The 20,106-nt window shown below is 64.4% G+C and carries 18 protein-coding genes; 5 read left to right on the top strand and 13 right to left on the bottom strand.

All coding sequences use genetic code 11. The features are described 5' to 3' along the window. Positions 1-34: 34 nt before the first annotated feature. The gene (gene yrfG / locus NF616_RS12195; protein ID WP_252273548.1) at positions 35-709 is read right to left on the bottom strand and encodes a GMP/IMP nucleotidase; all 675 of its coding nucleotides are present in this window, start codon (positions 707-709) and stop codon (positions 35-37) included. An 82-nt stretch (positions 710-791) separates the two neighbouring features. Here yrfG and nudE point away from each other — a divergent pair, with 82 nt between their 5' ends. The 3 genes from nudE (at position 792) to NF616_RS12180 (ending at position 3,004) form a co-directional block, all read left to right on the top strand. Beyond that, positions 792-1,358, top strand: coding sequence for an ADP compounds hydrolase NudE (nudE, locus tag NF616_RS12190; RefSeq protein ID WP_252273547.1), 567 nt, complete (start codon positions 792-794; stop codon positions 1,356-1,358). Next, positions 1,355-2,176: a 3'(2'),5'-bisphosphate nucleotidase CysQ gene (gene cysQ / locus NF616_RS12185; RefSeq protein ID WP_252273546.1), complete on the top strand. Its 822-nt coding sequence runs from the start codon at positions 1,355-1,357 to the stop codon at positions 2,174-2,176. Before nudE ends, cysQ begins: the two co-directional genes overlap by 4 nt. Before the next feature lie 378 nt (positions 2,177-2,554). Continuing rightward, entirely contained in the window at positions 2,555-3,004 is a 450-nt protein-coding gene (locus NF616_RS12180) for a thioesterase domain-containing protein (RefSeq protein WP_252273545.1), read from the top strand. 100 nt (positions 3,005-3,104) lie between these two features. Here the strand turns inward: NF616_RS12180 and NF616_RS12175 are convergent, their stop codons facing one another. The 5 genes from NF616_RS12175 to arcD form a co-directional block, all read right to left on the bottom strand. Further along, positions 3,105-4,988, bottom strand: coding sequence for a beta-ketoacyl synthase (locus NF616_RS12175; RefSeq protein WP_252273544.1), 1,884 nt, complete (start codon positions 4,986-4,988; stop codon positions 3,105-3,107). Positions 4,989-5,172: 184 nt separating this feature from the next. Beyond that, the gene (gene arcC / locus NF616_RS12170) at positions 5,173-6,099 is read right to left on the bottom strand and encodes a carbamate kinase (RefSeq protein WP_252273543.1); all 927 of its coding nucleotides are present in this window, start codon (positions 6,097-6,099) and stop codon (positions 5,173-5,175) included. 116 nt (positions 6,100-6,215) lie between these two features. Next, the gene (locus tag NF616_RS12165; protein WP_252273542.1) at positions 6,216-7,226 is read right to left on the bottom strand and encodes an ornithine carbamoyltransferase; all 1,011 of its coding nucleotides are present in this window, start codon (positions 7,224-7,226) and stop codon (positions 6,216-6,218) included. 64 nt (positions 7,227-7,290) lie between these two features. Beyond that, the gene (gene arcA / locus NF616_RS12160) at positions 7,291-8,541 is read right to left on the bottom strand and encodes an arginine deiminase (protein ID WP_252273541.1); all 1,251 of its coding nucleotides are present in this window, start codon (positions 8,539-8,541) and stop codon (positions 7,291-7,293) included. A gap of 16 nt (positions 8,542-8,557) precedes the next feature. Continuing rightward, positions 8,558-9,985 carry an arginine-ornithine antiporter gene (arcD, locus tag NF616_RS12155; RefSeq protein ID WP_252273540.1) on the bottom strand — a complete coding sequence of 476 codons (1,428 nt, stop codon included), beginning with the start codon at positions 9,983-9,985 and terminating at the stop codon, positions 8,558-8,560. 352 nt (positions 9,986-10,337) lie between these two features. On the opposite strand from arcD, the gene NF616_RS12150 reads away from it, so the two are divergent. Further along, on the top strand, positions 10,338-10,715 hold the full coding sequence (locus NF616_RS12150) for a DUF5064 family protein (RefSeq protein WP_252273539.1): 378 nt from the start codon (positions 10,338-10,340) through the stop codon (positions 10,713-10,715). On the opposite strand, the gene NF616_RS12145 is transcribed toward NF616_RS12150, so the two are convergent. Genes NF616_RS12145 through rfbB form a run of 6 tightly spaced genes read right to left on the bottom strand, consistent with a single transcriptional unit; the run spans position 10,712 to position 17,263 of the window. Then, entirely contained in the window at positions 10,712-12,073 is a 1,362-nt protein-coding gene (locus NF616_RS12145; RefSeq protein ID WP_252273538.1) for a sigma-54-dependent transcriptional regulator, read from the bottom strand. The two genes, NF616_RS12150 and NF616_RS12145, sit on opposite strands and share 4 nt — an antisense overlap. Continuing rightward, complete coding sequence (locus NF616_RS12140; protein WP_252273537.1) at positions 12,070-13,878, bottom strand: sensor histidine kinase; 1,809 nt, start codon at positions 13,876-13,878, stop codon at positions 12,070-12,072. Before NF616_RS12140 ends, NF616_RS12145 begins: the two co-directional genes overlap by 4 nt. A 43-nt stretch (positions 13,879-13,921) precedes the next feature. Beyond that, positions 13,922-14,791 carry a dTDP-4-dehydrorhamnose reductase gene (gene rfbD, locus NF616_RS12135; RefSeq protein WP_252273536.1) on the bottom strand — a complete coding sequence of 290 codons (870 nt, stop codon included), beginning with the start codon at positions 14,789-14,791 and terminating at the stop codon, positions 13,922-13,924. Continuing rightward, positions 14,788-15,333, bottom strand: coding sequence for a dTDP-4-dehydrorhamnose 3,5-epimerase (gene rfbC, locus NF616_RS12130; RefSeq protein WP_252273535.1), 546 nt, complete (start codon positions 15,331-15,333; stop codon positions 14,788-14,790). Before rfbC ends, rfbD begins: the two co-directional genes overlap by 4 nt. Further along, positions 15,330-16,202: a glucose-1-phosphate thymidylyltransferase RfbA gene (gene rfbA / locus NF616_RS12125; RefSeq protein ID WP_252273534.1), complete on the bottom strand. Its 873-nt coding sequence runs from the start codon at positions 16,200-16,202 to the stop codon at positions 15,330-15,332. Before rfbA ends, rfbC begins: the two co-directional genes overlap by 4 nt. Positions 16,203-16,204: 2 nt before the next feature. Beyond that, positions 16,205-17,263, bottom strand: a complete 1,059-nt coding sequence (gene rfbB, locus NF616_RS12120) for a dTDP-glucose 4,6-dehydratase (protein WP_252273533.1) — start codon at positions 17,261-17,263, stop codon at positions 16,205-16,207. A gap of 212 nt (positions 17,264-17,475) precedes the next feature. Between rfbB and NF616_RS12115 the strand changes: the two genes are divergently transcribed. Beyond that, positions 17,476-18,852 (top strand): hypothetical protein, encoded by a 1,377-nt coding sequence (locus tag NF616_RS12115; protein ID WP_252273532.1) that lies wholly within the window; start codon positions 17,476-17,478, stop codon positions 18,850-18,852. Positions 18,853-18,928: 76 nt separating this feature from the next. Here NF616_RS12115 and NF616_RS12110 read toward each other — a convergent pair whose 3' ends face one another. Continuing rightward, complete coding sequence (locus tag NF616_RS12110) at positions 18,929-20,068, bottom strand: glycosyltransferase (RefSeq protein ID WP_350493493.1); 1,140 nt, start codon at positions 20,066-20,068, stop codon at positions 18,929-18,931. Positions 20,069-20,106 lie beyond the last annotated feature (38 nt).

The raw sequence follows: 20,106 nt of genomic DNA, 5'->3' as shown, positions 1-20,106 counted from the left end.
CGGCGAACCGGCCGGCGGTGCGGTGGTCGGCGATTCAGAGCGCGGCGCTGAGCTGCGCGCCGAGCTGGCGGTAGTCCTCGACGGCGGCGAACTCCTCGGTGTCCCTGGCCTGGCCGCGGCTGTCTGGCTGGCGCACCGCCAGCAGATGGGCCACGCCGTAGCGCCCCGCGCTGCGCAGGATCGGCAGGCTGTCGTCGATGAACAGGCTGCGCGCCGGGTCGAAGGGGAAGTCCTGCTGCAGGGCGAACCAGAACTGCTGGTCCTCCTTGGGGAAGCCGTAGTCGTGGGAGCTGATCAGGCGGTCGAAGTAGGGCGCCAGCTCGATCTTTTCCAGCTTCAGCGACAGCGAATCGCGGTGCGCGTTGGTGATCAGCACCACGCGCTTGCCGGCGTCGCGCAGCGCCTGGAGAAAGAAATCGGCGTCCGGACGCAGGGCGATCAGGTCGGCGACCTCGCGCTTCAGGTCGCGGACCGACAGTTTCAGCTCGCGGCTCCAGAAGTCGGTGCAGTACCAGGGCAGGGTGCCGGCATGCTGGCGAAACAGCGGCATCAGCTCGGCATCGGCCAGCGCCCGGCTGATGCCGTGCAGCTCGGCGTAGCGCTGCGGCAGATGCTCCAGCCAGAAGTGGTTGTCGAAGTGCAGGTCGAGCAGGGTGCCGTCCATGTCGAGCAGGACGGTGTCGATATCGGCCCAGGGCAGCTGGTGCATGGCAAAGTCCGGAAACAGACGGAGAGGAGGAATCCCGCGCGGGGAGCGGGGTATGATACCCGCTCGAATCAAGGAGCGAGTGATGCGTGAAAAACCCCAGGTGCTGGCCCGCGAGATAGTCGCCAGCAGCCGCCTGTTCCGCGTCGAGGAGCTGCAGCTGCGCTTCGCCAACGGCGTCGAGCGCACCTACGAGCGGCTGGTCGGCAAGGGCGCCGGTTACGGTGCGGTGATGGTGGTGGCGCTGCTCGATGCCGAGCATGCGGTGCTGGTCGAGGAGTATTGCGCGGGCACCGACGACTATCAGCTGTCGCTGCCCAAGGGGCTGATCGAGCCCGGCGAGGATGTGCTGGTGGCCGCCGGCCGCGAGCTCAAGGAGGAGGCCGGCTACGGTGCCGAGCGCCTCGAACTGATCGCCGAGCTGAGCCTGTCGCCAGGCTACATGAGCCAGAAGATCCAGGTGGTGCTGGCCCGCGATCTGTACGAAGAAAGCCTGCCGGGCGACGAGCCCGAGCCGCTCGGGGTCGACAAGGTCAGCCTTCGCGAGCTCAGCGCCCTGGTCCAGCACCCGCAGTTCACCGAAGGCCGCGCCCTGGCCGCCCTCTATCTGGTCCGCGACCTGCTCACCCAACGTGGAGAATTCAAGCCGTGAGTCATCCCCATCTGCCCGCGGTGATCGCCCTGGTTCAGCGCGCCGGCCAGGCCACACTGCCGCACTGGCGCAACGACGTGGCCGTGGTCGAGAAGGCCGACGCCTCGCCGGTCACCGCCGCCGATCTGGCCGCCCACGACATTCTCGCTGCCGGCCTGCGCGAGCTGGCGCCGGAGATTCCGGTGCTGTCCGAGGAGGACGCCGGCATCGCCTTCGCCGACCGCGCCGAATGGCAGCGCTGGTGGCTGGTGGACCCGCTGGACGGCACCAAGGAGTTCATCTCCGGCAGCGAGGAATTCACCGTCAACGTCGCCCTGATCGAGCGCGGCCGGGTGGTGTTCGGCGTGGTCGGCGTGCCGGCCAGTGGCCGCTGCTACTTCGGCGGCGCCGGCCTGGGCGCCTGGCGCCAGGAGCCGAACGGCGAGCCCGAGGCCATTGCCGTGCGCCTGGCGCCGGCCGAGGCCTTCACCCTGGTGGCCAGCAAGCGCCACTCAAGCCCGGCCCAGGAGCGGCTGCTGGCCGGTCTGTCCGAGCGGTTCGGCGACCTGCAGCTGGCCAATATCGGCAGCTCGCTGAAGTTCTGCCTGCTGGCCGAGGGCAACGCCGACTGCTACCCGCGCCTGGCGCCCACCTCGCAGTGGGACACCGCCGCGGCCCAGGGCGTGCTGGAAGGCGCCGGCGGCGAGGTGCTGGATCTCAAGGGCGAGCCGCTGACCTACGAGGCCCGCGAGAGCTACCTCAACCCGTCGTTCCTCGGCCTGCCGCAGGCCGCCGAATGGCGCGCCGAGCTGATCCAGCTGGCCTGCGCGCTGGACTGAGTCGGCGTAGGGTCTGCTGTGCGTCGGCCTGGCTATGTTAAAAGCGAGTTAGCAATGCAGCTTGCGGCTAGCGCGCTTAACGCGGCCCGAAGGGTGAGCGGAGCGAGCCATGGCCATTCACTGCAAGTAAATCAGCCGTCGTGGCGGCCTGCCGTGCGCCTGAGCGATGTGGCTGGGAAGCGCTCGCGTAATCCGGATGCGATCCGGGAAGCAGGCAGCTCCGTTCCCGGATTGCATCCGGGCTACCGTACTGAAAGGTGAGCGGAGCGAGTCATGCTCATTCACTGCCAGTAACCCCGGGGTGCGGGCCCAGTCCCCTTGCTCACCTACTTTTGCCTTGCCGGGCTCCAGGTCGAGAGCCCTACGCGGACTCGGAATATGAATGATGATCGCGCCTACCTGGAGCAGCTGCTGCACCAGGACATCCCGCTGACCCGAGCCCTCGGCCTGGGCGTGCTGGCGTGGGGTGACGGCGAGTTGCGCCTGAGCCTGCCGCTGGCGGCCAATCTCAATCACAAGAGCAGCATGTTCGGCGGCAGCCTCTACTGCGGCGCGGTGCTGGCCGGCTGGGGCTGGCTGCACCTGAGCCTGCGCGAGGCGGGCATCGAGGACGGGCACATCGTCATCCAGCAGGGCCAGATCGACTACCCCGAGCCGGTGCTGGCCGACGCCATGGCGGTCTGCGCCGCGCCGGTCGCGGCGGAGTGGGAGAAGTTTCTCGCCCTCTACCGGCGCCGCGGCCTGGCGCGGATCCGGCTGCAAAGCCGCATCCTCGTGGGCGACGTCGAGGCGGTGCGTTTCAGCGGTCAGTACGTGCTGCACCGCTGAAGTCGCCCTCTTTTCGGGGAGCCCGGATGCGATCCGGGGCCCGACTTGCCCCACTCTGGATCGCACCCCGCTACCGTCATCGGCGTGGCCTGCCTCTGCCTCACAACATATCGGTGTAGCGTTCGTCCTTTTTGTACAGCAGCGGCTGGGCGAAGCCCGGTACCCGGATACCCTCGGCGCTGAACTGCAGTTGCTGGTCGTCGATCAGGTCGCGGCCGAAGTTGTAGAGGATGTCGAAGCCACCCTGCAGCGCCTGCTGGTCGTATTCACCGGCCGCGGCGCGGGTCGCTTCGCGCCTGGCTTGCCAGGCACTGAAGGCGGCCTCGCCGTGGCGCTTGCGCAACATGCGCTCGGCCACCTGCGGCCCCAGCACCACGCCGGTGGCGTTGTTGCCGCCGAAACCCTTGGAGTTGACGAAGCACACCTCCATGCCCTCGACCCGGCGATCGCGCGTCTCCAGGCTCAGGTGCTGGCGGTGGACGTCGTCGGCCACCTTGTCGATCGTCTTCAGGCCCGGCAGCAGGCCATGACGGAAGGTGCCGAGGGCGGCGATTACCTGGTCGCCGCTGGCGGTGGCCAGCGAGTGGCCGAGGAAGGCCTTGGCCGCGGTGATCGGCCAGTTGTCGATGCCGAAGGCGGCGGCGACGCGATCCAGCAGTTCGGACTCGGTGGTGCGGTTGGCCGGGGTGCTGGAGCCGTGGGCATGGACGAAGCTGCGCTCGCGCACGGCGTCGATGCCTACGAGCTGGGCGGCGCTGGCCACGGCCTTGGCCAGGGTCAGGTAGTTGCCCGGGCCGGGGGCGGAGATGGACTTCTTGAAGCCGTCGGCGTTGATGAACACGTCCGGCACCGCGCCGTGGATCTCGGCACCCAGTTCCAGGGCCAGGGCATCGTCCATCAGCACCAGGAACTGGCTGGACTCCGACAGGGTGAAGCCGCAGTTGTCGCCGAACGGGCGGCTGGCGCGCTGGAAGTCGACCTCGTCACGGCCCTCGATCTTGCGCAGGCCTTCCTCGGTGGCCAGTGCGCCCATGGCGCCGTAGCCCTCGATGATTTCCGCGGTAATCGGCGCCTCGGCATTGCCGACCAGGGCCACGCGGGCCTTGCCGCTGGCGATCTGCTCGATGGCCTTCTGCAGGTTGTAGAGGAAGGTGGCGCAGGCGCCGGTGACGCTGCCGGTGGTGCCGACGCTGCCCAGCACATAGGCGTTGATGAAGTCCGCCGGCATGGTGTTGAGGCCCAGCGGGCACTGCTTGGCGGTGACGCGGCCGCCCTTGAGGCGCGACTGCAGCATGCCGCCGAAGCCATACTCGTCCATCTGGCTCATGATGCTGCCGGCGAACACCGCCACCTCGTCCGGCTGTACGCGGTCCTGGATGGTGCGCCAATCCAGGCCGGTGGAGCGCAGCGCGTCGGTGGCGCCGACCACCGCCAGCTGCAGACCGCGCGGATGGAAGTGCGAGTGATACAGCTCGCCCGGCTCGAAGCCCGTGGGCAGCTGGCCGGCGGACTTCACCGGCAACGCGCGGTAGCTGTCGACCTTGAACTCGCAGCCTTCATCGAGCGTGACGCGCACCTGCTGCTCGTCCAGCTCCTCGACCCGCCAGCTGGCCGGCAGCGGCTCGGGCAGCTGCTTGCGCAGGGTGGTGAACTGGGCGCCGCTGACGGCGAGGTTCTTCTGCCAATGGGCGGCGTCCACGTCCAGATGACGCTTGTCGATGCGTCGCACCAGGGTGCCTGCGAGAATTTCGGCGCCATGCCGCGCCTCGATCTCGGCCGGGCTCAGGGCCTGGCCGTCGTGGCTACGGAACTGGCCGTCAACCACCTGCACGAGTTTCATCATCACCGCCAGGCCGGCCAGAGTCTCCTGGCGGGTGGTGGCGTCCAGCGATTCCTGGACGATGCGGCGGAAGCCGTGGTGGAACGAACTTCTGCCCGCGGCGTTGTAGCCACCGAAGCCGACGATGACGGGGAGACGAGACATCACGCAAAACTCCTTCGATCGCCCCGGCGGGCGTTGTGCGGGCAATGGCCGTTCCGGCCAGGCGCGGTGGATACCGGGAGGCGACTCAAAATGAATCGGGATGTCTGGATGACGCAGGCCGTGACTGTCAGGTCACGGCCTGTCTGCCGAGTGGCGGAAAAACGGGGCGTTGCGCCCCGCGTTTTCAGCGGTAGCTGAGGCCCGGTTCGGCGACGCTGATGCGGGTGCCGGACTTGCCCTGGACGATGGCCTCGATATTGGCCAGCGAGCCGACCACCGCGACCTTGCCGGTGTTGCGCGCGAACTCGCAGGCGGCCTGGACCTTGGGCCCCATGGAGCCGGCAGCGAAGCCCAGGCGCTCCAGCTCGTCCGGGTGGGCCTGGGCGATGGCCTTCTGGGTCGGTTTGCCCCAGTCGACATAGGCGGCGTCCACGTCGGTGGCGATCACCAGCAGGTCGCTGTCCAGCTGCTCGGCCAGCAGCGCCGAGCACAGGTCCTTGTCGATCACCGCCTCCACGCCCTTGAGCTTGCCGTTGTCGTACATGGTCGGGATGCCGCCGCCGCCCGCGCAGATCACCACGCTGCCCTTCTCCAGCAGCCACTTCACCGGGCGAATCTCGAAGATGCGCTGCGGCCGTGGGCTGGCGACCACTCGGCGGAACTTGTCGCCGTCCGGGGCGATGCTCCAGCCCTTTTCGGCGGCCAGGCGTTCGGCGTCTTCCTTGCTGTACACCGGGCCGATCGGCTTGGTCGGGGTCTTGAAGGCGGGGTCGCCGCTGTCCACCTCGACCTGGGTGAGGATAGTGGCGAACGGCACCTCGAACGGCAGCAGGTTGCCGAGCTCCTGTTCGATCATGTAGCCGATCATGCCTTCGGTCTCGGCGCCGAGCACGTCCAGCGGATAGGGGTTGGCGGGGTCGTAAGCGTTGCCCTGCAGGGCCAGCAGGCCGACCTGGGGGCCATTGCCGTGGGCGATCACCAACTCGTTGCCCGGCGCGACCTTGGCGATCTGCTCGCAGGCGATGCGCACGTTCTCGCGCTGGTTGTCCGCGGTCATGGCCTCGCCACGCCGCAGCAGGGCGTTGCCGCCCAGGGCGATGACTAGTCGCATGGTTGTTCTCCTGGTTCGTTGTGAGGCGAGGGCGGAGCCTCCCGGCTGCGCCGGGTTTCCGCAACGCCCCCGCCCAGGCCCTCTCCCGGAGAGAGGGATCTGTGCAGGTGGTCGGGTCAGACGTCGGCGAGGGTCGAGACGAGGATCGCCTTGATCGTGTGCATGCGGTTCTCCGCCTGTTCGAAGGCGATGCAGTACGGCGACTCGAACACGTCCTCGGTGACCTCGATGCCGTTCTTCAGGTCCGGGTACTGCTCGGCGATCTGCTTGCCGACCTTGGTCTCGCTGTTGTGGAAGGCGGGCAGGCAGTGCATGAACTTGACCCGCGGATTGCCGACGGCCTTCATCAGGTCCATGTTCACCTGGTACGGCAGCAGTTGCTGAATGCGTTCGCCCCAGGCCTCGACCGGCTCGCCCATGGACACCCAGACGTCGGTGTGGACGAAGTCGACGCCCTTGACCGCTTCCCTGGCGTCCTCGGTGAGGGTGATGCGCGCGCCGCTCTCCTCGGCGAACTGCTTGCACGCGGCGACGTGCTCGTCGGTCGGCCACAGCGCCTTGGGTGCGGCGATGCGCACGTCCATGCCGAGCTTGGCGCCGATCAGCAGCAGCGAGTTGCCCATGTTGTTGCGCGCGTCGCCCAGGTAGGCGTAGCTAATGTCGTGCAACGGCTTGTCGCTATGCTCGCGCATGGTCAGTACGTCGGCGAGCATCTGGGTCGGGTGGTATTCGTCGGTCAGGCCGTTGAACACCGGCACGCCGGCGTACTTGGCCAGGTCCTCGACGATCTCCTGCTTGAAGCCGCGGTATTCGATGGCGTCGTACATGCGGCCGAGCACGCGGGCGGTGTCCTTCATCGACTCCTTGTGGCCGATCTGCGAGGAGCCCGGGTCGATGTAGGTGACGTTGGCGCCCTGGTCGTAGGCGGCCACCTCGAAGGCACAGCGGGTGCGGGTGGAGGTCTTCTCGAAGATCAGCGCGATGTTCTTGCGCAGCAGGTGCGGCTGCTCGGTGCCGGTGTACTTGGCGCGCTTGAGGTCGCGGGACAGATCCAGCAGGTAGCGCAGCTCGCGGGTGCTGTGGTGCATCAGGCTGAGCAGGTTACGGTTGTGCATGTTGAAGGCCATGATTCGTTCTCCTCGTGGGTAGATGAAACGCCTGGGCGGCGAATGGCCGCCCGGGCTGGCTCGGTCAGTAGTCGATGGGGTCGCGGATGATCGGGCAGGTCATGCAGTGGCCACCGCCGCGGCCGCGGCCCAGTTCGCTGGCGCTGATGGTGATGACCTCGACGCCGGCTTTGCGCAGCAGGGTGTTGGTGTAGGTGTTGCGGTCGTAGCCGACCACCACGCCGGGCTCCAGGCAGACCACGTTGTTGCCGTCGTCCCACTGCTCGCGCTCTGCCTCGTAGGCGTCGCCGCCGGTTTCCACAACGCGCAGCTTGGGTAGGCCGAGGGACTCGGCGACCACCTCGATGAAGGACTTGTTCTCGCGGCGCACGTCGATGCCGCCGGGGCGGCTCTCGTCCGGACGCAGGACGAACGGCACGATGGAATTGGCCACCTCGGGGAAGACGGTCACCAGGTCGCGGTCGCAGAAGCTGAACACGGTGTCCAGGTGCATGGCGGCGCGCGATCTGCCGAGGCCGGCGACCACCACCTTCTCCGCCGCGCCCTTGGCGAACAGGGCCTGGGCGACCTGGCCGATGGCCTGATGCGAGGAGCGCTCGCCCATGCCGATGAGCACGGTGCCGTTGCCGATGGGCATCACGTCGCCGCCCTCGAGCGTGGCCGCGCCGTGGTCCTTGTCGGGGTCGCCGTACCAGATCTCGAACTCCTCGTTGACGAAGTCCGGGTGGAATTTGTAGATGGCGCTGGCCAGCAGGGTTTCCTGACGGCGCGCCGGCCAGTACATGGGGTTGAGGGTGACGCCGCCGTAGATCCAGCAGGTGGTGTCGCGGGTGAACTGGGTGTTGGGCAGCGGCGGGAAGATGAAGCTGGACTCGCCGAGGTAGGCGTTGAACATCTTCGCCGCGTCGGAATCCTTGTGCCGCACCAGGTCGGCACCGGACACGCCGCCGATCAGGTATTCGGCGATGCGGCGCGGCTCGAGGCCTTCGATGAACGAACGCACCTCGCCCTGCAGGCCGAGGCCGACGCTGTCCGGGGTGATCTTGCGATCGAGGATCCAGGCCAGCGCATCCTTGTTGCGCACGGTCTCTTCGAGCAGGTTGTGCATCTCCACCACCTCGATGCCGCGCTCGCGCATCTTGGTCATGAAGTCGAAGTGGTCGCGTTTGGCCTGGCTCACCCAGATCACGTCGTCGAACAGCAGTTCGTCGCAGTTGTTGGGGGTCAGCCGCAGGTGGGCGAGTCCAGGCGAGCAGACCATCACCTTGCGCAGCTTGCCTGCTTCCGAATGGACGCCGAGTTTGACCTTGGACATGGTGAACCTCCTGGGGTTAAAGGCTGAGGAAGCCGTCGTAGAGGCCGTAGCCGGCGACGATGGCGCCGATCACGACGGCCGCGAAGATGAGCTTCTCAACCGTGGTAAATACGGGTTGGTTCTGTTCGCGCTTGGCCTTGGCGAAGAGGATCGCGCCGGGCGCGTAGAGCAGGGCGGAGAGCAGCAGGTACTGCATGCCGCCGGCGTAGACCAGCCAGATCGCGTAGACCAGGGCGATGCCGCCGATCAGCAGATCCTTGTTGCGTTCGCCCGAGGCGTTCTCGTAGGTCTCGCCACGCAGGGCCAGCAGCACCGCGTAGGCGGCGGACCACAGGTACGGCACCAGGATCATCGAGGTGGCCAGGTACAGCAGGCTCAGGTAGGTCGAGTTGTTGAACAGGGTGACGACGAGGAACAGCTGGATCAGGCCGTTGGTCAGCCACAGAGCGTTGGCCGGCACCTGGTTGGCGTTCTCCTTCTTCAGGAAGTCCGGCATGGTGTGGTCCTTGGCAGCGGCGAAGAGGATCTCGGCGCACAGCAGGGTCCAGGACAGCAGGGCACCGGCCAGGGAGACGATCAGGCCGACCGAAATGAAGATCGCCCCCCAGCGCCCGACCACGTGCTCCAGCACGTAGGCCATCGACGGGTTCTTCAGGCCGGCCAGTTCGGCCTGATGCATGATGCCCAGCGACAGTACGTTGACCAGCACCAGCAGCAGGAGCACGCCGACGAAGCCGAGCACGGTGGCCTTGCCCACGTCGCTGCGCTTTTCCGCCCGGGCGGAGTAGACGCTGGCGCCCTCGATGCCGATGAATACCCACACGGTGACCAGCATCATGTTGCGCACCTGGTCCATCACGCTGCCCAGCTGGGGGTTGCCCTGGCCCCAGAAGTCCGCGGTGAACACGTCCATCTTGAAGGCGATGGCGGCGATGACGATGAACAGCACCAGCGGCACCATCTTGGCGATGGTGGTGATGGTGTTGATGAAGGCCGCCTCCTTGATCCCGCGCAGCACCAGGAAGTGCACGCCCCAGAGCACCAGCGAGGCACCGATCACCGCGGCGACGGTGTTGCCTTCGCCGAAGACCGGGAAGAAGTAGCCGAGGGTGGAGAACAGCAGGACGAAGTAGCTGACATTGCCCAGCCAGGCGCTGATCCAGTAGCCCCAGGCCGAGGAGAAGCCCATGTAGTCGCCGAAGCCGGCCTTGGCGTAGGCGTAGACCCCCGAATCCAGTTCCGGCTTGCGGTTGGCCAGGGTCTGGAAGACGAAGGCCAGGGTCAGCATGCCGACGGCGGTGATGGCCCAGCCGATCAGCACGGCTCCGGCGCCGGCGCTGTTGGCCATGTTCTGTGGCAACGAGAAGATGCCGCCGCCGACCATCGAACCCACTACCAGGGCAATCAGTGCCCCTAATCGAAGTTTTTGCGCTGAAGAGGACATCGCACACCTCCATCATTTGGCGGAGAGAAGTTATGTCTTATTGGGCGCGCCGATGTAGGAAGCGATATTGATCCTGATCAATAGCGAGCTATCCATTCCGTCGGAGGCTATCCCTGAAGCAACTATCGATCTTTTGGAAAGGGCTTTTAGCGACCGCTGGCTTAGCCTGCGGCCGCTCTAGCACGACGTTTCGTTGGGCGTGGAAATTAAGCTAGTCGAGGTTTTGCGGGCCGCAAGCCGGGTAACTAAAAATCTTGCGCTAATAGCAAAGTGCTTTCTGACTGATTGCAATTAATTAGGTCTTTATATCTCGAGGTTGCATATATGCCGTAGCGGCATAGAGGAGACACATATGTTTCGCCCAGGGCGTGTGGAGGTGCGGCAACAGCCTTCGGCGCGGGTGCCGGGCTATCGCCTCTGCCTGGATTATTCGGTGTGCCGTGACGAGGCGGGCGCCCGCGTCGAGTTCGCGCTGGACGGCGAAGTCGCCGGGCAGGTGGTACACGACCGCTTCTGCCTGCGCCGCGACGTCGCCTACAACTTTTTGCACTGTGCGGGGCGCTGCCTACGCCGGCACGGCATCCGGCCGACGCATCCGGCGCTGTTCGCCTTTCATCAGGATTACGACCGGGTGTTCGCCGACCTGCGCCAGCGGCTCCAGGCCCGCCCGGGCGAGCCGGTCGACCTGCAGCGCTTTCTGCTGGACCGTGGCGAGGTGAAGCCGAACTAGTCCTCGTCCGCGCCCATGTCGAGGCCATGCTTGCGCATACGATCGTGCAGGGTCTTGCGCGGCAGGCCGAGCGCCTCGGCGAGGCTGCGCAGCGAGCCGTGCCCCTTGGCCATTTCGGCGGCGATCAGCGCCTTCTCGTAGGCGTCGACGCGCTCGCCCAGGCTCTGCCCACCCGCGTAGGGTTCGGCCTCGCCGCCGGGCAGGTCGAGGCCCAGTTCCAGGCCCATGGCGAAGCGCTCGGCGGCGTTCTGCAGCTCGCGCACGTTGCCCGGCCAGGCGTGGCTGAGCAGCTGGGCGCGCTGTCCCGCCTGCAGTTCGCGAATCGGCAGGCCATGGCGCTCGGCAGCCGCCTCGGCATGGTGCTGGAACAGCAGCAGGATGTCCGCGTCGCGTTCGCGCAGCGGTGGAATGCGCAGCGGTGCGACGTTCAGGCGGTAGTAGAGGTCGGCGCGGAAGCGGCCCTGGTCGGCGGCCACGCGCAGGTCTTCCTTGGTGGCGGCGATCACGCGGATGTCCAGCGGGACCAGCTGGTTACCGCCGAGGCGCTCGACCACCCGTTCCTGCAGCAGGCGCAGCAGCTTGACCTGCACGTCCGGGCTCATGCTCTCGATCTCGTCGAGGAACAAGGTGCCGCCGTTGGCGAACTCGAACTTGCCGATGCGCCGCTTCTGCGCGCCGGTGAAGGCGCCCGGCTCGTGGCCGAACAGCTCGCTCTCCACCACCGATTCGGCCAGGGCGCCGGCGTTGATCGCCACGAACGGTCCCTTGCGACGCGCCGAGAGGTCGTGCAGGGCGCGCGCCACCACCTCCTTGCCGGCGCCGGTTTCGCCGAGGATCAGCACGTCGGTGTTGATCGCCGCCAGCGCGCCGACCTGTTCGCGCAGGCGCAGCATCGGCGCCGACTGGCCGATCAGCCTCGCGCCCAGTTCGCTGCGATCCGCCAGGGCCAGGCGCAGGCTGCGGTTCTCCAGCACCAGGCGGCGTAGTTCCAGGGCGCGGCGCACGCCGTCGAGCAGGGCCTCGCTGGCGAATGGCTTTTCCAGGAAGTCGTAGGCACCTGCGCGCATGGCCTGCACCGCCAGCGGCACGTCGCCGTGGCCGGTGATCAACAGCACGGGCAGCTCCGCGTCGCGTTCGCGCAGCTGTTGCAGCAGGTGCAGGCCGTCGACGCCCGGCATGCGGATGTCGCTGACCACCACGCCGGGCCAGTCCGGCTCGATGCGCTCGGCCACGCCGCGGGCATCGGCCAGCGTCGCGACGCGCAGCCCGGCGAGGTCGAGGGTCTGGGCCAGGGCCAGGCGCAGATGTTCGTCGTCGTCGATCAGCAGGACCTGGGTGTCGGCGTCGATGGCACTCATGAAAATTCCTCGGGCGATTGCAGGTTGGCGCCGGGCGCGGCACCGCGCAGCTGCAGGGTGATCAGCGCGCCGCCGGCCGGGTGGTTGGCCAGCAGCAGCTCGCCGCCCAGAGCGCGCATCAGCGTCTCGCAGATGGCCAGCCCGAGGCCGAGGCCCTGGGTGCTGGTCTTGGTGGTGAAGAAGGGCTCGCGGGCGTGCCGCAGCGCCTGTTCGGAGAAGCCGGGGCCGTTGTCGCGCAGCAACAGATTGACGCCCTCGGCGGTGACCTCGGCACTCAGCCAGATGCGCCGCGGCGGCGCCTTCTCGGCCACGGCATCGAGGGCGTTGGCCAGCAGGTTGCCGAGCACCTGGCGCAGGCGCGTCTCGCCGGCCTGGACCCAGAGCGTGGCGTCCGGCAGGTCGCGGATCAGCTCGACCTCCAGGGCGCGGCGGCGTTTGGCGAGCAGGGCCAGGGCGTCATCGAGCGCCGGTTGCAGGGCGACGCTCTCGGGTGCGTGCCGGTCGCGCCGGGCAAAAGCCCGCAGGTGCGCGATGATCGAGGCCATGCGCCCGGTCAGCTCGCTGATCTGCCGCAGGTTGCCGCGGGCATCGTCGAGGCGCTGGTGGTCGAGCAGCACGCCGGCGTTGTCGGCGTAGCTGCGAATCGCCGCCAGCGGCTGGTTCAGCTCGTGGCTGATGCTGGCGCTCATGGTGCCGAGGGCCGTCAGCTTGCCGGCCTGCACCAGTTCGTCCTGGGTGCGCACCAGCTCCTGCTGGGTGTGCTCGCGCTCCAGCACCTCGTCCTTCAGGCGGTGGTTCAGCGTCTCCAGGTCGCGGGTGCGCTCGGCCACGCGGATCTCCAGGTCGCGCCGCGCGCGGGCATCGAAAGCGATGCGCTCGAGGTAGTGGCGCCGCCGTTGCAGCAGCAGGCCGAGCAGCAGCAGCAGGGCCAGCAGCGCCGCGCCGCCCACGGCGAGCGTTGTGCTCACCTGGCGGTCGATCAGCTGGCGCGGGGCGAGGATGCTAGCGGTCAGCCCGGCTTCCTGCAGTTCGCGGCTCTGAATGAGCCAGGCGTCGCCGTCCAGCCGCAGCGGCGTCGGCGCCTGGGTCGGGTAGGGCTGGTTGGCGGCGATGGCGGCCCGCTCAGCATTGTCCAGCGCGCGGGTGGCTCGGAAGCGCCATTCAGCGCGCGAGGAGATGATCACCACGCCGTTGCGGTCGGTGACCATCAGCTGCTCGGGCGTGTTGCCCCACAGGGCCTCGGAGTCGTCGAGGTCGACCTTGACCACCAGGATGCCGATCACCCGCTCGCCGTCGCGCACCGGGCTGGAAAAGAAGTAGCCGCGCTTGCGCGAAGTGGTGCCGAGGCCGAAGAAGCGGCCCGGCTTGCCGGCCAGGGCCTCGCGGAAATAGGGACGGTAGCTGAAGTCGCGGCCGACGAAACTGTCCACCTGGTCCCAGTTGGACGAGGCCAGCGTGGTGCCCGCGGGGCCCATCAGGTAGATGACGTCGGCTCCGGTCTCGCCGCGGACCCGGGCCAGCAGGCGATTGGCGCTGTCGCGCCGGGCGGCATCCTCCGGCGCGGCGAACAGGGCGCGCAGGGCCGGCAGGTCGGCCAGGATGTTCGGCAGCACCTCGTAGCGGCGCAGGGTACCGAACAGGTTGGCGACGTACAGGTCGAGGGTCTGACGATTCTGCTCGGCCAGCTCGCTGCGGTAGTAGCGCTCGGCGAAATACTGCAGCGGCCACAGCAGCGGTGCGAGCAACAGCGCCAGCAGGGCCAGATTGCGCCAGCGCGGACGGGGAGGCATGGGGGGCAAGGTCATGTCGATGCGCCTGGATGATGGGCGCATTATGCACCGCCCCGTTCTAGCGTGGGCTGTTCAGGCACTCCAGCAGGGCGTCGTGCCAGTTCGGCAGGCGGATGTTCCATTCCCGCTGCAGGCGCGAACAGTCCAGCCGGGAGTTGAGCGGGCGCTGGGCTGGTGTCGGGTATTCGCTGGCGGCGATGGGCACCAGCCGGGCGCAGGGCCTGCCCTGGCTGCGCAGTTGCGCGGCGATGGCCTCGGCGAAGCCGAACCAGGATGTCTCGCCCTGGCCGGTCAGATGATAGGTGCCCCAGGCGCCGGCCCTGCCTTCCTTCCAGTGGCGGACCAGCTCGGTCGTCGCCGAGGCGATGCTGCCGGCCCAGGTCGGCGCGCCGATCTGGTCGGCGACCACGCGTAATTCCTCGCGCTCCTGCAGCAGGCGCTGCATGGTCAGCAGGAAATTCTTGCCGTGCAGCGAGTAGACCCAGCTGGTCCGCAGGATCAGGTGTTGCCCGCCGACCGCGCGAACGGCCTCCTCGCCGGCCAGCTTGCTGCAGCCATACACGCCCAGGGGGGCGGTGAGGTCGTCCTCGTGGTAGGGCGCGTCCTTGCTCCCGTCGAAGACGTAGTCGGTGGAGTAGTGGATCAGCGGCACGGCCAATGATGCCGCCTCTTCCGCCAGCACGCCGGGGGCGGCGGCGTTGATGGCGAAGGCGCGCTCGGGCTCGCTCTCGGCCTGGTCTACGGCGGTGTGCGCGGCGGCGTTGATCAGCAGGTCCGGCTTCAGCTCGCGCACCTGTCGGCGAATCGCCGCCGCATCGCCGAGGTCGAGCTGCTCCTGACCGAGCACCAGTAATTCCGCCTGATCCGCCAGGCAGCGCTGCAGCTCACGGGAGACCTGGCCGTGGCGGCCGGTGATCAGCACTCTCATGGGAACAGCTCGGCGGTGCGCAGGGCGACGGCAGCCTGGTCCTTGGCCGACAGCTGAGGGATGCCGTCGAACTGCCAGTCGATGGCCAGTTCGGGGTCGTCCCAACGGATGCTGCGCTCGAAGGCCGGGGCGTAGTAGTCGGTGGTCTTGTAGAGGAACTCGGCGTATTCGCTGAGCACCACGAAGCCGTGGGCGAAGCCTTCCGGCACCCAGAGCTGGCGCTTGTTCTCGGCGGACAGGCGCACCCCGACCCAGCGCCCGAAGTTGGGCGAGCTGCGGCGGATGTCCACCGCCACGTCCAGCACTTCGCCCTGGCTCACTCGGACCAGTTTCCCTTGGGGCTGCTGGATCTGGTAATGCAGCCCGCGCAGCACGCCGCGCTGGGAGCGCGAGTGGTTGTCCTGGACGAAATCGCGTTGCACCCCGGTGGCCTCCGCGAAGGCGCGGGCGTTGAAGCTCTCGTAGAAGAAGCCGCGCTCGTCGCCGAACACCTTCGGCTCGAGGATCAGTACTTCCGGCAGGGCGGTAGCGACGATATTCACGGCTGTTCCCCGGCTACCTGATAGAGGTACTGGCCGTAGCCGGTTTTGCCGAAAGCCTTGGCCTGGGCAAGTAGCTGCTCGCGGTTTATCCAGCCCTGTTGGAAGGCGATCTCTTCCAGGCAGGCGACTTTCAGGCCCTGGCGGTGTTCGATGGTCTGCACGTACTGCGAGGCCTCGAGCAGGCTGTCGTGGGTGCCGGTGTCGAGCCAGGCGAAACCACGGCCGAAGCGCTCCACACGCAGATCGCCGCGCTGCAGGTAGGCGTTATTGACGTCGGTGATCTCCAGTTCGCCGCGAGGCGAGGGTTTCACGGCGCGGGCGATCTCGATCACGTCGTTGTCGTAGAAATACAGGCCAGTCACCGCGTAGCTGGACTTCGGCTGCGTCGGTTTCTCTTCGATGGAGATGGCATGGCCCGCACCGTCGAACTCGACCACGCCGAAGCGCTCCGGATCGCGCACCCAGTAACCGAACACCGTGGCGCCGGATTCGGCTGCGGCGGCGCGTTGGAGCATCTCGCTGAAGTGCTGCCCGTGGAAGATGTTGTCACCGAGGATCAGGCAGACGGAGTCATCGCCGATGAATTCCTCGCCGATCAGGAAGGCCTGGGCCAGGCCGTCCGGCGACGGCTGCGCGGCATAGTTGAAGCGCACGCCGAACTGGCTGCCGTCGCCGAGCATCTTCTCGAACTGCGGCAGGTCGTGGGGCGTGGAGATGATCAGGATGTCCTGGATGCCGGCGAGCATCAGCACCGAGATCGGGTAGTAGATCATCGGCTTGTCGTAGATCGGCAGCAGTTGTTTGGAAACGCCGAGGGTGATTGGGTGCAGGCGGGTGCCGGAACCGCCGGCGAGGATGATTCCTTTCATGTTTAAGCTCCGAGGCGTTCGCGTTGGTAGCTGCCGTCTTGCACGTGACGGCACCACTCGAGGTTGTCCAGGTACCATTGCACGGTCTTGCGAAGGCCGCTGGCGAAGGTTTCCTGTGGCACCCAGCCGAGTTCGTGCTGAATCTTGCTGGCATCGATGGCGTAGCGCTGATCGTGACCGGGGCGGTCTTTCACGAAGGTGATCAGGTCCTCGTAGCGCGTCACGCCGGACGGCTTGCCCGGTGCCAGTTCTTCCAGCAAGGCGCAGATGCCGCGCACCACATCGATGTTTTTCTGCTCGTTATGGCCGCCGATGTTGTACGTCTCGCCGACCTTGCCCTCGGTCACGACCTTGAGCAGGGCGCGGGCGTGGTCCTCTACGAACAACCAGTCGCGTACCTGCAGACCGTTGCCATAGACCGGCAGCGGTTTGCCCTCCAGGGCGTTGAGGATCACCAGCGGAATCAGCTTCTCGGGGAAATGATAGGGGCCGTAATTGTTCGAGCAGTTGGTGATCAGCACCGGCAGCCCATAGGTGCGGTGCCAGGCGCGCACCAGATGATCAGAGGCCGCCTTGCTAGCCGAGTAGGGCGAGCTGGGGGCGTAAGGCGTGGTCTCGGTGAACAGATCGTCCACGCCGTGCAGGTCGCCATACACTTCGTCGGTGGAAATGTGGTGGAAGCGAAACGCCTGCTTGCGCTCTTCTGGCAGCGCCATCCAGTAGGCACGGGTCGCCTCCAGCAGCGCATAGGTGCCGACGATATTGGTCTGGATAAAGGCGGCTGGGCCGTCGATGGAGCGGTCGACATGCGACTCGGCGGCCAGGTGCATGATGGCGTCTGGCTGGAACTCCGCCAGGGCGGCGCTCACGGCTTGACTGTCGGCTATGTCGGCCTGGAGGAACTGGTAGCGCGGGTGGGCCTCGATGCTGGCTAGGGACTCCAGGTTGCCGGCGTAGGTGAGTTTGTCGAGGTTGAGTACCTCATGAACAGTGTCGTTCAGCAGATACCGAACCAACGCGGAGCCAATGAAGCCTGCTCCGCCTGTGAGCATAATCCGCATGCAAATGCCTTTATGTAAATGTGGAGTTGGTGCAAGAATGTCTGCCAATGAGATAAGAATCAAGCGCTTACGTTGGGTGCATGTGCTGGGCGTAGCGCCTGTGTTTCGGTCTGAGAATCATATTTCTTCGCGGGGTATTTATGCGGAATATTCTTGTATCAACGCCAACACATCTTCTTTTGGTCGATGTCGTTACCAGGACTGTAACTCCCTTGGAGAATCATCGTTCAGAGTATTACGGCATATCGTGGTTTGCTGGTAGCAAGGATCTGGTGCTTTCGCACAGCGGTCTTGATAACGCAACATTGGTAGATGTGGCGTCTTATGCTTCTTCGGAGGTCGGCTGGGTATCTGCTGGCTCTCTACGTAGTAAGAATTTTCTGTCTCAGCCGCATCAAATAATCTGTGCTCCAGACAATAGGGTGGTGTGTACTAACACAGGGCGCAATGTTGTTACTGTGATTGATTTCAATCATGCGGGGCTTTATCAAGAGGCCGGTATCAATGATGTAAGGTGGGACCGGCTTTCATTGGATCAAGTCGTTGGTGATCATTTGAATTCCGTTTTTCTTACCAAGGATTTTTTATATGTAATAGCGCACAGGCACTCCAAAGGCGCTAAGTTGGGGGTGTTCTCGTACCCGAGTCTGGAGTTGCTTTCGGTTGATTCTTTAGGCGCCAGAACAGGTCTGCATAATTTTTGGATGACTCAAGAAGGTCAAAGAATAAGCTGTCATTCCGAGACGGGTTGTGTTGTTGATTTGGATGCACAAGCTCCGCTGTGGGAAGCCGGTGATTCGATCTATACACGTGGCCTTGCTGCGAGTCGTGATTATGTAGTGGTTGGAGAGAGTCAGAAAACGGGGAGGGACTTGAGACGGAGCTCTTGGGGCGGGATCTGGGTGCTGGATCGCAAGAGTTGGAAAGCGCTAGATTATATTAGTCTCGGGCCGTATGGCGCCGTTAATGAGGTGAGAATACTTGATGTCCCAGATGAAGCTCATCACTCGTCTCCTTTTAAAGGGTTACAGGAATTAATTGGAAGAGAAGGCGTGGCAGAATCTCTGGTGAAAAAGAAGTTGGCACTTGCAAAGCGCGCATTGAGTGTCAAAGAGATGTGGTCAGGCTATGAGCTTATTTTTGGCAGTCCGGCTAATCGTGATGACGGATATAAGGTCGCAGAGAGTGAAAACCTGTGCCTGATGGTCAAGCAGTTGAATAAAATAGATGGTGTCGCCAAGTTTGCTTACTCATTACAGCATGAGCATAGTCACATTTCAATCGTGTTAAATTACAGTGGCATGGGAGGGGATGAATATATGACTGCCTTTCTTGTACAGCGCGCTGGAGAAGAAGTCAGCTTTTCGGTATGGCGGCATGATGGCACAGCTTGGGGCTGTCTGCCGGGTAGACAAATGGTTGGTATTCCGGACTCAGCCGTAATGGCACTGGAGATTCAGGGTAGGAACATTAAGGTTATAGTTAATGAAAATTGCATAATGAATCTAAGCAAATTTGAAGTTGGTAATTCGGATGAGATAGTAAATCTAGGTGTTCGATGGATTGGCTCTATTGTACGTCCTATGTAGGGCACTCCTAAGAATTGTGGTTGCGGCTATGCAACTGCATTTCCGCATGGGATGAATGCTTCGGCAGCGGGTTGCGCTAATTCACATCCCCTTCTTCCCTTGGCAGTCTATGCCGAGCTAGGTCGGAATAAAGGGCCTGATAATTTTTTCCGAGAGGTTCTTCAGAAAAGAGAGAAAGGAAGCGCTCTCTTGCATTCTGGCCCATTTTTCGCGCTTGTATTGGCTTATCGAGTAATTGATTGATTGCGCTAGCAAGCTCTTCGGGAGATTCAGGTGGTACCAGAAAGCCTGTAATTCCGTCTTGGTTAACGTAACTCATGCCAGAGCCAATGTCGCAACAAACGAGAGGCCTGCCGTACATAGCGGCTTCAAGCAACACCATTCCGAATGCTTCAGAGCGAAGATGTGAGGGTAGAACAAGAGATGAGCACTGACGTAAGAGTTCATGCTTTTCCTTCTCATCTACTCGGCCCGCAAAGATCACATTTTCGGCATTGAGTGCGATCATCTGAGCTCTGAGCTTTTCGGACTCTGGGCCGCCTCCTGCGATCACAATTTTTCCTCGGATTTTTTTTGCAGCTGATATCAGCGTATGCAGTCCCTTGTAATAGCGCAGAACACCAAGGGCTAGCACATAAGGAGAATTCGATAACCCTAGGCGGTCAATGATATGAGAAGTATCTTCAGGTCTTATATGTGCAATATCGGCAATACCCAGAGGAATAATTCTTAGCTTGTCTGCTGGCACATATCGTTGAATAGGTATGCTCGTCTGTGCGTAAGCGGGTGAGGTTGCCACCACCGCATCCATGGAGCGCATTGTGATTCGCATGAGCGGCGAGTACAGGCTCGAGAGAAATTTCTGCCGTACGATATCTGAATGATAGGTAAGAATCTTTGGCTTGCGTGCGGCGGGTAAAAGATTCAGAACATCGGCAAAGGGCCAAGGAAAATGGAAGTGCAGCACGTCCGCCCATTCAGCCTCTTGAGAGAACGCACGGAAAGCAGAAAATCCTCCAAGATCGCAAGAGGCGGGTGCAATCCAAGACTTTGCGCGGGTTACTCTACCCTCTTCACGCAGGATGATGGAGGGAGTTGGAGAGGGAGAAAGCGTAAACACTCGAGACTCAACCCCTAGTGGTTGCGTGGCCAAGCAGATCTGCCTGATAGCTTCCTGAAGCCCACCAGGAGGGTCGGGGTAATAAGTGCGATAAATATGCAGAACGTTAATGGAGCGTTCCTCTGCGCCGGCTT

The sequence above is a fragment of the Pseudomonas subflava genome (assembly GCF_023823685.1).
Taxonomy (GTDB): domain Bacteria; phylum Pseudomonadota; class Gammaproteobacteria; order Pseudomonadales; family Pseudomonadaceae; genus Aquipseudomonas; species Aquipseudomonas subflava.
The sequence above is the reverse complement of the archived record's forward strand: the minus strand, read 5'-3'. Positions and strand labels throughout refer to the sequence as shown.

Bases quoted from the DNA above. Each gene is read 5' to 3' on its own strand.
- yrfG (WP_252273548.1), bottom strand. From the start codon at position 709: ATGCACCAGCTGCCCTGGGCCGATATCGACACCGTCCTGCTCGACATG.
- nudE (WP_252273547.1), top strand. From the start codon at position 792: ATGCGTGAAAAACCCCAGGTGCTGGCCCGCGAGATAGTCGCCAGCAGC.
- NF616_RS12180 (WP_252273545.1), top strand. From the start codon at position 2,555: ATGAATGATGATCGCGCCTACCTGGAGCAGCTGCTGCACCAGGACATC.
- NF616_RS12175 (WP_252273544.1), bottom strand. From the start codon at position 4,988: ATGTCTCGTCTCCCCGTCATCGTCGGCTTCGGTGGCTACAACGCCGCG.
- arcC (WP_252273543.1), bottom strand. From the start codon at position 6,099: ATGCGACTAGTCATCGCCCTGGGCGGCAACGCCCTGCTGCGGCGTGGC.
- NF616_RS12165 (WP_252273542.1), bottom strand. From the start codon at position 7,226: ATGGCCTTCAACATGCACAACCGTAACCTGCTCAGCCTGATGCACCAC.
- arcA (WP_252273541.1), bottom strand. From the start codon at position 8,541: ATGTCCAAGGTCAAACTCGGCGTCCATTCGGAAGCAGGCAAGCTGCGC.
- arcD (WP_252273540.1), bottom strand. From the start codon at position 9,985: ATGTCCTCTTCAGCGCAAAAACTTCGATTAGGGGCACTGATTGCCCTG.
- NF616_RS12150 (WP_252273539.1), top strand. From the start codon at position 10,338: ATGTTTCGCCCAGGGCGTGTGGAGGTGCGGCAACAGCCTTCGGCGCGG.
- NF616_RS12145 (WP_252273538.1), bottom strand. From the start codon at position 12,073: ATGAGTGCCATCGACGCCGACACCCAGGTCCTGCTGATCGACGACGAC.
- NF616_RS12140 (WP_252273537.1), bottom strand. From the start codon at position 13,878: ATGACCTTGCCCCCCATGCCTCCCCGTCCGCGCTGGCGCAATCTGGCC.
- rfbD (WP_252273536.1), bottom strand. From the start codon at position 14,791: ATGAGAGTGCTGATCACCGGCCGCCACGGCCAGGTCTCCCGTGAGCTG.
- rfbA (WP_252273534.1), bottom strand. From the start codon at position 16,202: ATGAAAGGAATCATCCTCGCCGGCGGTTCCGGCACCCGCCTGCACCCA.
- rfbB (WP_252273533.1), bottom strand. From the start codon at position 17,263: ATGCGGATTATGCTCACAGGCGGAGCAGGCTTCATTGGCTCCGCGTTG.